The organism is Mesorhizobium sp. M7A.F.Ca.MR.148.00.0.0 (assembly GCF_003997735.1).
GTDB lineage: Bacteria > Pseudomonadota > Alphaproteobacteria > Rhizobiales > Rhizobiaceae > Mesorhizobium.
This window is the reverse complement of record NZ_RZTB01000032.1, coordinates 47,881-53,977: the sequence shown is the minus strand read 5'-3', so window position 1 is coordinate 53,977 and position 6,097 is coordinate 47,881. Positions and strand designations below refer to the sequence as shown.

Below are 6,097 nucleotides of genomic sequence, written 5' to 3'. Positions count from 1 at the left end.
AGGCACCAAGCAGGGCAAAAGGGTTTTTCGAGCCCATCGTCGCCGACTGGATCGGGTGGATGGCGGCGGCCGGAAAATGGCCGGCGAAACGCTCCGCACGGTCGTCGGTTGCCAGATGCACCGACCAGCCGCGCTCGTTCAGCTCGTGCGCCAGCGCCTCGGCCGGGAAAAGATGCCCACCGGTGCCGCCTGCTGCGAGAAGGATGACGCCTCTGGCCATATCACTCCGCCGGCACGGCGCGTTGCGACAGGCCAAAGCCCACCTGCTTGCGCTTTTCCGGCCGCTTGCGTGTCAGCGCCAGCACCATGCCCATCGAGATGGCGATGGCGATCTGCGAGGAGCCGCCATAGGAGATGAACGGCAGCGTCATGCCCTTGGCCGGCACAAGCTGGAGGTTGACGCACATGTTGATGACAGCTTGCAGGCCGAACACGGTGACGAGGCCGCCGACCGCATAGCGGGTGAAATCGTCATGCTCCTTCAGCGCCGTGTTGAGGCCGCGCAGCACGATGAAGGCGAAGATCGACATGATGAAGAAGCACATGATCAGCCCGAACTCTTCGCCCGCGACCGAGAAGACGAAGTCGGCATGGCTGTCGGGGATGACGCGCTTGACGGTGCCCTCGCCCGGTCCGACTCCGAACCAGCCGCCATTGATCAGCGCTTCGCGCCCCATGTCGACCTGGAACGTGTCGCCCTCGCCGGTGAGGAACTTGTCGATGCGCAGGGCAACGTGCGGGAACACCGTATAGGCGGCAAAGACGCCGCCGACGCCGGCCGCACCCAGCGCGACGATCCACAGCCAGGGCAGCCCGGCCATAAAGAACATGATGCCCCAGGTGCCGGTCGTCAGCATGGTCTGGCCGAGGTCCGGTTGCGCCACCAGCAGCGATACGACCAGCACCAGCAGCAGCATGGCGAACAGATTGCCCGGAATGTCAGGCTGGCGCTTGTGCTCGGCGAACAGCCAGGCGCACATGATGACGAAGGCGGGCTTCAGGAATTCCGACGGCTGGATCGACAGGCCGGCAAGCGACACCCAGCGGCGCGCGCCCTTCACCTCCACGCCGATGTAGAGCACCGCCACCATCAGCACCAGCATCAGGCACAGAATGACCAGCGCCATGCGCCGGATCTGCCTGGAATCCAGGAAGGAAACGGCCAGCATCACGCCGAGCGCCGGCACGGTGAAGATGATCTGCCTGGTGGCAAAGTGGAAACTGTCGAGGCCGATGCGTTCGGCCACCGCCGGACTGGCGGCGAAGGACAAGACGATGCCGAGCCCCATCAGCGACAGGAACGCCGCCAGGAACCAGCGATCGATCGTCCACCACCAGGTTGCCACCGGGCTTTTGTCGAGACGGCTTTGCATTATCGTGCCCCTCCGATGGGTTTCACACCCTCGATAGCATTCGCAGCTTGCCTGAAGGCTTCGCCGCGGACTTCGAAATTCTTGAACTGGTCGAAACTGGCGCAGGCCGGCGACAGCAGCACCACCGCCTCGCCGCTGTCGTCCTTGGCCGCATCATGCGCGGCGTGCTCGACCGCGGCGGCCAGCGTGCCTGAGATCTCGTAGGGAACTGCCTCGCCCAGCGTCGCCGAAAAGGCCGGCGCCGCCTCGCCAATCAGATAGGCCTTGGCGATGCGCGGAAAGAAGCCGCGCAACGGCTCGATGCCGCCTTCCTTGGGCAGGCCGCCGGCGATCCAGTAGATGCGCGTAAAGCTGGATAGCGCGGGTGCTGCCGCATCGGCATTGGTCGCCTTGGAATCGTTGATGAACAGCACATGGTCCTTGCGACCGACTTGCTCCATGCGATGCGCGAGGCCGGGAAAGCTTTCCAGCCCGGACTGGATTTCGCCAAGCTCCAGTCCGACCTTGAGGCAGGCGGCGACCGCCGCCAGCGCGTTCTGGGCATTGTGCTGGCCGCGCAGCGAGCCGATGCCTTCGAGGAAGGCGACGCGGCTGTAACGGCCGTGCACCGCTTCCATCAGATTGGTGCCATCGGCGAAATAGCCGTCCGTCAGTGGCAGGCGCTTGGAAATGCGGGTGACATGCCGCCCCGCCCGCTCCAGCCGCTCGGCGATCTGCGCGCACCAGGAATCGTCGATGCCGACGATCGCCGTCTCGCTGCCGGCTACCAGCCGCTCCTTGATCGCGGCGTAGTGCTGCATGGTGCCGTGGCGGTCGAGATGATCGGGCGTCAGGTTAAGCAGGATGCCCGCCGTCGGATTGATCGAGGGCGCGAGGTCGATCTGGTAAGACGAGCATTCGACCACATAGTGCCGATCGGGCTCGGGCGGATCGAGCGTCATCACCGCGCGGCCGATATTGCCGCCCATCTGGGTGTCGCGTCCCGCGGCTTTCAGGATATGCGCGGTCAGCGCGGTTGTCGTCGACTTGCCGTTGGTGCCGGTGATGGCGATGAAAGGCGCCGTCGGCGCGCTCAGCATCCGCTCGCGGCAGAAAAGCTCGATATCGCCGATGATCTCGACGCCTGAACCGCGCGCCAGCTCCACCGTCCAATGCGGCTTGGGATGCGTCAGCGGGACGCCCGGCGACAGCACGAAATCCGAGAATTTCGCCCAGTCGGCGCCGCGCAAATCAGCGGTCGCGATACCGGCAATAGCGGCCTTGGCAACGCTTTCGGGATTGTCGTCCCAGGCCAGCACGTCCGCGCCGCCCTCTATCAGCGCGCGCGCCGTCGCAATCCCCGAGCCACCGAGCCCGAAGAGCGAAACGCGCTTGCCTGAAAAGGATGCGGCGGGGATCAAAGGGCTTCCTATCTCAGCTTGAGGGTCGACAGGCCGACCAGCGCCAGGATGACGGCGATGATCCAGAAGCGGATCACCACCTGGCTTTCGGTCCAGCCGAGCTTTTCGAAATGATGGTGGATCGGCGCCATCAGGAACACCCGCTTGCCGGTCATCTTGAAGTAGCCGACCTGGATGATGACTGACAGGATTTCCACTACGAACAATCCGCCGACGATGACCAGCACGATCTCGTGCTTGGTGGCGACCGCGACGGTGCCGATCAGGCCGCCCATGGCCAACGATCCGGTGTCACCCATGAAGATCGCCGCCGGCGGCGCGTTGAACCAGAGGAAGCCGAGGCCGGCGCCGATGACAGCGCCGAGCACGACCGCCAGTTCACCGGTGCCGGGCACGAAATGTATCTGCAGATATTCGGCGAACACGGCGTTGCCGGAGAGATAGGCGATGACGCCGAAGGAGGCCGCCGCGATCATGATCGGCACGATCGCCAGCCCGTCCAGACCGTCGGTGAGGTTCACAGCATTGCCTGCTCCGACGATGACGAAGCAGGAGAACGGAATGAAAAACCAGCCGAGATTGACGATGAATTCCTTGGCGAAGGGAAACGTCAGCGACGAAGAGAACGGCGCCTGACCATTGTGCATGATCACCCAGGCGGCGATGCCGGCGATAACGAATTCAAGCGCCAGCCTTGCCTTGCCGGAAAAGCCGAGATGTGACTGTTTCGTCACCTTCAAATAGTCGTCGTAGAAGCCGATCGAGCCGAAGCCCAACGTCACCAGCAGCACCACCCAGACATAGATGCTCGACAGGTTGGCCCACAAAAGCGACGAGCCGATAATGCCCGACAGGATCATCAGCCCGCCCATGGTCGGCGTGCCGGCCTTCTTGAAATGCGTCTGCGGTCCGTCGGCGCGGATCGGCTGGCCCTTGCCTTGCCGCAGCCGCAGCGAATTGATGATGGTCGGCCCGAAGATGAAGACGATCAGCGCCGACGTGATCAGCGCCCCGCCGGTGCGGAAGGTGATGTAGCGGAAGACATTGAAGACCGAGACCTTGTCCGCAAAATCGACGAGCAGTGTGAACATGCGCTTTTCGTCCCCCGACCTAGGTCTGTTTTCTGGCTGTCGATTCAGCCGGGAATTTGCCCAGCAGCGCATCGACCAGCTTTGCAAAACCGATGCCCTTCGACGATTTGATCATCACCACGTCGCCCGGCCTCAGCGCGGCAAGCAGCACCGGCTTCAGCTCCTCGACACCGGCGCGGTATTCCGTCTTGATCTCAGCCGGCAGCGCTTCTGCCAGCACCCGCATTTCCGGGCCGCCGAGAAAGACGGTCTGCGTGCCCGTGCCGACGATGAGATCGGCAAGGGCTGCATGCAGCTTGGCCGAATGGTCGCCGAGTTCGAGCATGTCGCCGAGCACGGCGATGCGGCGGCCCTCGCCCGTCACAGGCGTCGCGTTGAGCAATGCCATGGCAGCAGCCATCGATGCCGGATTGGCGTTGTAGCTTTCGTCGATCAGCGTGATCAGTCCACCTGGGTAGCTCGAAGTCGAGCCACCTGGGTGGCTCGAAGTCGAGCCACCGGGATGGCGCAGCACATGGCGCTTGCCGCGCCCGCGCTCGGCAGAGAGATCGGCCAGTGCTGAAGCCACCTTGTCGAGATCGGCGCCGACCAGATGCGCAGCACCCAGCACCGCCAGCACGTTCTGCACCATATGGCGGCCGGGCGCGCCGATCCGCGCCGTCACTTCGTGGCCGCCGATCCTGGCGATGATGTCGGAATGATCCGCATGCAGTTCGCATTTGGTGAGCTTGAAGGTAGAGCGCGCATTCTCGCCGAAGCCGTAGACGTGCTCGACACCGGCGGCATGGGCCATCTTGTCGAGCAGCTTGAAGCGCGCATCGTCGCGGTTGAGGACGACGGCGCCCTCGGGCTCCAGCCCTTCGAAAATCTCGGCCTTGGCCTTGGCAATCTCGTCGAGATTGCGGAAAAAACCGAGATGCGCGGCCGCGATCATGGTGACGATGGCGACATGCGGCCTCACCATTTTTACCAGCGGCCGGATTTCGTCGGGATGGTTCATGCCGATCTCGAATACGGCATAGTCGCAATCATCAGGCATGCGCGCCAAGGTCAGCGGCACGCCCCAGTGATTGTTGAAGGACTGCGCCGAGGCGTGCACCTTGCCGACGGCTTGCAGCACATGGCGCAGTGCTTCCTTGGTCGTGGTCTTGCCGGCCGAACCGGTCACAGCGATGATTTTCGCGCTCGAGCGGGCGCGCGACGCAACTCCAAGCTTTTCCAGTGCGACCAGCACGTCCTCGACGACGATAATCGGCGCCGTCAGCCGGCCGAGCGACGGCAGCTTGCCTTCGGCCACCACCAGGACGCCGGCGCCGGCCTTGATGGCGGCGGTGGCGAAGTCATGGCCGTCCATCGCCTCGCCCTTGATGGCGAAGAAGGCGTCGCCCGGCTGCAGGCTGCGGCTGTCGATCGAAATGCCGGAAATGCCTTCCGGCATCGGCCCCAACGGCCGCCCGTCCATGGCGGCAACCAGCGCCTCGCAGGTCCACAGCAAGCTCATGCGGCACGCTCCGTAAGCGCCGCGCGAACTTCCTCGTGATCGGAGAAATGCAAGGTTTCGGAGCCGATCGCCTGGCCTTCCTCGTGGCCCTTGCCGGCCACGATCAGCGTGTCGCCGGCATGCAGCATGGCGACCGCCTCGTGGATCGCCTGGCGCCGGTCGCCGATCTCGATGGCGCCGGGGGCGGCGGCCAAAATAGCGGCGCGGATCGTTTCCGGCACTTCGGAGCGCGGATTGTCGTCGGTGACGATGACAACATCTGCAAGCCGCGTCGCAATCTCGCCCATGATCGGTCTTTTTCCCCGGTCCCGGTCGCCGCCGCAGCCGAACACGACGATGACGCGGCCGGTCGTGAATGGGCGCACCGAGGCCAGCACGTTTTCGAGCGCGTCGGGCTTGTGGGCATAATCGACATAGACCGGCGCGCCATTGCCGGTGGTGCCGACGAGGTCGAGCCGGCCCGGGGCGCCCTTCAATTTCTCCAACCCCAACAATGCCTTGGCTACAGGTGTTCCCGTGGAAATGGCAAGACCCGCCGAAACCAGCGCATTCGAAATCTGGAAATCACCGGCCAGCGGCAGGTCGATCTCGTAGAGCACGCCATCGGCCTCGACCTCGGCCCGCTGGCGATGGCGCTCGTGCTCGACCCGCTTCAGCCTGAGGAAATCGCCATGGCGGCCAACGGTCAGCACTTCGAGCCCGGCGGCCCGCGCCGCCTGAAAAGTCGGTGCC

The 6,097-nt window shown here is 64.3% G+C and carries 6 protein-coding genes; all 6 read right to left on the bottom strand.

Features of this window, described 5'->3' with window-relative positions:
* Positions 1–220: glycosyltransferase (locus EOB49_RS37665; protein WP_245472718.1), on the bottom strand; the 220-nt coding region annotated here is incomplete at its 3' end.
* 1 nt (position 221) lies between these two features.
* Positions 222–1,373, bottom strand: a complete 1,152-nt coding sequence (gene ftsW, locus EOB49_RS15120; protein ID WP_127270939.1) for a putative lipid II flippase FtsW — start codon at positions 1,371–1,373, stop codon at positions 222–224.
* Entirely contained in the window at positions 1,373–2,773 is a 1,401-nt protein-coding gene (murD, locus tag EOB49_RS15115; protein ID WP_127381425.1) for a UDP-N-acetylmuramoyl-L-alanine--D-glutamate ligase, read from the bottom strand. Before murD ends, ftsW begins: the two co-directional genes overlap by 1 nt.
* 8 nt (positions 2,774–2,781) lie before the next feature.
* Positions 2,782–3,864: a phospho-N-acetylmuramoyl-pentapeptide-transferase gene (gene mraY, locus EOB49_RS15110; RefSeq protein ID WP_013530954.1), complete on the bottom strand. Its 1,083-nt coding sequence runs from the start codon at positions 3,862–3,864 to the stop codon at positions 2,782–2,784.
* Positions 3,865–3,883: 19 nt separating this feature from the next.
* Positions 3,884–5,365, bottom strand: coding sequence for a UDP-N-acetylmuramoylalanyl-D-glutamyl-2,6-diaminopimelate--D-alanyl-D-alanine ligase (locus EOB49_RS15105; RefSeq protein ID WP_127381424.1), 1,482 nt, complete (start codon positions 5,363–5,365; stop codon positions 3,884–3,886).
* On the bottom strand, positions 5,362–6,097 hold a 736-nt coding region (locus EOB49_RS37660; RefSeq protein WP_281060560.1), incomplete at its 5' end, for a cyanophycin synthetase. The genes EOB49_RS15105 and EOB49_RS37660, both read right to left, overlap by 4 nt.

Excerpts from the sequence above, each read along its gene's own strand:
- mraY (WP_013530954.1), bottom strand. The coding sequence starts at position 3,864 with ATGTTCACACTGCTCGTCGATTTTGCGGACAAGGTCTCGGTCTTCAAT.
- ftsW (WP_127270939.1), bottom strand. The coding sequence starts at position 1,373 with ATGCAAAGCCGTCTCGACAAAAGCCCGGTGGCAACCTGGTGGTGGACG.
- EOB49_RS15105 (WP_127381424.1), bottom strand. The coding sequence starts at position 5,365 with ATGAGCTTGCTGTGGACCTGCGAGGCGCTGGTTGCCGCCATGGACGGG.